Annotated in this window: 3 protein-coding genes and 1 pseudogene; all 4 read right to left on the minus strand. The window is 40.1% G+C overall.

The genetic code is table 11. The features are described 5' to 3' along the window. Positions 1 to 793, minus strand: a 793-nt coding sequence (locus AC1U9Z_RS17400; RefSeq protein WP_479958484.1) for an SLC13 family permease, incomplete at its 3' end; no start/stop codon positions are given. A 211-nt stretch (positions 794 to 1,004) separates the two neighbouring features. Next, positions 1,005 to 1,397 carry a Na-translocating system protein MpsC family protein gene (locus tag AC1U9Z_RS17405; RefSeq protein ID WP_333530389.1) on the minus strand — a complete coding sequence of 131 codons (393 nt, stop codon included), beginning with the start codon at positions 1,395 to 1,397 and terminating at the stop codon, positions 1,005 to 1,007. Positions 1,398 to 1,899: 502 nt separating this feature from the next. Further along, positions 1,900 to 3,183 carry an ArsB/NhaD family transporter gene (locus tag AC1U9Z_RS17410; protein ID WP_479958485.1) on the minus strand — a complete coding sequence of 428 codons (1,284 nt, stop codon included), beginning with the start codon at positions 3,181 to 3,183 and terminating at the stop codon, positions 1,900 to 1,902. A gap of 120 nt (positions 3,184 to 3,303) precedes the next feature. Beyond that, positions 3,304 to 3,586 (minus strand): annotated as a pseudogene (locus AC1U9Z_RS17415) (SLC13 family permease); the annotation flags it as partial.

Consider the following 3,586-nt stretch of genomic DNA (forward strand, 5'->3'; position numbering starts at 1 on the left):
CTGCCCGGGCTTTTTCCCTAATACCAACAATCTTTGCCTTCTCGGGCTTATAAATCAGCAATAACATCCCCCAGATTAAGAAGACTGTTGCCCAACCAAAGGGAGCCAAGTGCAGCGAAAAATCAACAAAAGAAACTTCTACACCCGTGAACTCTGTATAGAAACCAACTGCCGCAGGGTTACGGGCCCCACCCAGCAAAGTACAAATACTACCGGCACCGGCTGTATAGGCCATACCGATAAACAGCGCCTTGCCAAATTTAGTCGGTTTACCATCCGCATCCCCTCCATAGAGGGCAAGAATTGTAATTAATATTGGGAACATGGTAGCAGCCACAGCAGTGTGAGCCATAATATGCGTTAATAACGCCGTAATAACAAAAACACCCAATAGTATCTTTCTGGTGTCTTCACCTACTACATCCAGCATTTTATAAGCAATACGTTTGGTAATGCCTGATTTAGTAAATACAATACCAATTAATAATGAACCTAAAATAAACAACACCGTGGGATCCATAAAATCTTTAAAGGCGTCCTTAGCAGGACGGATAAGGAATAATGCCTGGATAACACCGATAGCAATACCAGTAACACCAATGGGGATAACTTCAAATACCCACCAAATGCCAGCCAGCAGGAATAAACCGATGGCAGCTTTACCTTCCTGTGACAACTCAAAGGACTTACCGGACGGATCAACGGCCGGACCAAACTGTGGGGCTAAGTAAAAGGCAAAAAACAAAGCGATACCTAACAGGATAAAAAATGTTCTTTTAGCATTTGCACTCATTAAAGAATACACCTCTCTTTATTTTATTTCAGGTGTTTGTTGTTGATTTAGCTGTAGTGACTACTGGAAATAAACTACTACCCTACCACCCCCTCAGGACAATAAAAAGACCAGCATTCAAAGAACAGACATACGTCCCCGAATCGCTGGTCTACCTACACCTAGTTTTACTCTGTGTTTAGCCTACCAACTACGAATATTGACTAACGAATCAACCCCTTTGGTTAGGAATTGTTTTGTCAGCACTTTTAATTTTTTTCTCTAAGTCTAATTCCAAAATAAATACTTCTATCTGTTCGCCTGTTCTGATACTGATATCTCCGTGACTGCTTTTCACTTTGCATTTTGTAATGTCGTAGATAATCTTTTCGATTTGCTCTACATAAGTATCTCTTAATTCCATTCTTAGTTGTTTAACTAAGGCTCTTCCCTTACGGGTGCTGCTAACATGTTTTTCCTCTTTAGTCAAAACTCCAGTTGATCTTACAATGACCATATCCCGGCAAATCATCGCCTTTGTTATTTCTGGTCCCCGTCCCACTAACTCCCTTTGAAATTTAATAAAGGCCTCGCATATTTGTTTTTCCAATATATGCTGATTCAAACGGCCCTCCCCCTTCACAAAAACTCATAAACCATTTTCAAAGGTGCTTTAAAAGACTTGTTACTTTAAACACAATCTTCGTCATGTGAATGACAAAACTATCTCAATCTTAGGTCAACCGATAAAATAATATTTATATAGAACTCTAATCTTTATAAAGTTAATAAAATCAGCGGTTATAATATTACTGACAAATTCTCATGTCTCGTAATGACAACTTCTTGTGTCTTAAAGGTACAAATTTAAAATAATTCTGTACAGCTTCAATAATAGCTTTGTTCCAATCAAAACAGCAATTAACTCTTTTTAGCTCTAATAATGTGCAAAAATCTTAGTTTTACACTTTTTTAATAAAAAATGCCCCTGTGTTTTTCTCACGAGAAAGACACAGGGGCAAAGAACTGTGTTTTATATTTCACAATGCCGATCCATTCGTTTAGCCAGAATATTTAACGGTAATTTGCAACCACCTTTGGGGGCTCTATATACCAGTTTACAATAATTATGTCAAATAAAAGAAGTATAGATATACAGTAGAGATGACAATGGATACCAACATTAAGGGACAGGCAAGTTTCATAAAGCCCACAAAGGTCCACTTAATACCGCGTTTTTCTGCCATTCCTGCCACCACTACGTTGGCAGATGCACCAATTATGGTTCCATTACCGCCAAGACAAGCACCCAGGGATAAAGACCACCAGAGGGGATTGAGGTCGGCCATACCGCCTAATCTTCCCATATCCTGAATTAATGGAATCATGGTAGCCACAAAGGGTATATTATCAACAAAGGCGGAGGCAATGGCAGACAACCAAAGAATTAACATGCCTGTAGGAAGTAATTCCCCACCCGTAAGCTCTAAGGCCTCTTTGGCAATCCATTCAATTACACCCACTTCTTCCAATGAACCAACTAGCATAAATAGCCCAGCAAAGAAGAAAATAACCGGCCACTCCACCGCCGCCAAGGCATGTTCTGGTTCAGCACCCGTAATCAGTAGCAACAGTGCTGCACCAGCCAAAGCAATGGTGGCAGATTCTAAGTGTACATATTGGTGCAGCAGAAAGCCGCCAATTGTTAAGACAATGACAAATAATGATTTCTTTAATAATACAGGATCCTTAATTTCATCCAGGGGGTTCAATGCCATAATATTTTGCTTTAATTCTTCTTTAACCACCAGTTGTTTCTTGTAAATTAACTTTAATAGAAAAACTGTCACAACCATAATGATAATAACTACCGGAGCAAGATTGACAACAAAATCCATAAAACCAAGGCCAGTTGCCGAACCAATCATAATATTGGGCGGGTCACCAATTAGAGTTGATGTGCCACCAATATTAGATGCTAATACCTCTGAAATTAAAATAGGAGACGGGTTTATTTCTAACGCCTTAGCAATAGAAAAAGTCACTGGAACAATAAGTAGTACGGTTGTAACATTATCCAACAAGGCTGACAGGATCGCGGTTATTATTGATAATGATACCAGGATGGCCAGGGGATCACCCTTACTGCTTTTAGCTGCCTTTACTGCTAAATATTCGAAAACCCCTGAATTTCTTGCGATACCTACGATAATCATCATACCGACCAAAAGGCCTATGGTATTAAAATCAATGGCTTCCACTGCTTTTTCCTGATGCAATACCCCACCTACAATTACAATCATAGCACCTAATAGTGCGATAACTGCCCTATGAATTTTCTCTGAAATAATAATGGCATAGGTAAGTAAAAATATTGCTGTGGCAAAAATTACTTGGCTGTTTCCTTCCACAATTCTCCCTCTCAATCTGATTAGTATAGGGGTCACATTATGTCGACACACCTGAAATTATACTCCGGATGTGTCGACTGTCAGCGAAATCTTTAGCCGTGTAAGGAGTTGCTGCCAACCTTAGTTTATCAAAGCGGACATACCAATTAGCGGCCAGTAGGTGAAAATCATTAACACCAGTAAGCACAAAATCATAGCACTGGCAGGAATACCCGTTTTGAAAAATTCTCCGGTGGTAAATTGTTTAGACTCATACGCCATCGCATTGGGAGCAGCACCGATTAATAGCAACATGGGCATACCCGCCATGGCAGTGGCACCATAGAGAATCAGCTCTGGGTTAACTCCCATGTAGCTGGCAATAACCAAAGCAATGGGCATGGTAATAGCGATGGCAGCTACG

The organism is Desulfotomaculum sp., assembly GCF_982386235.1.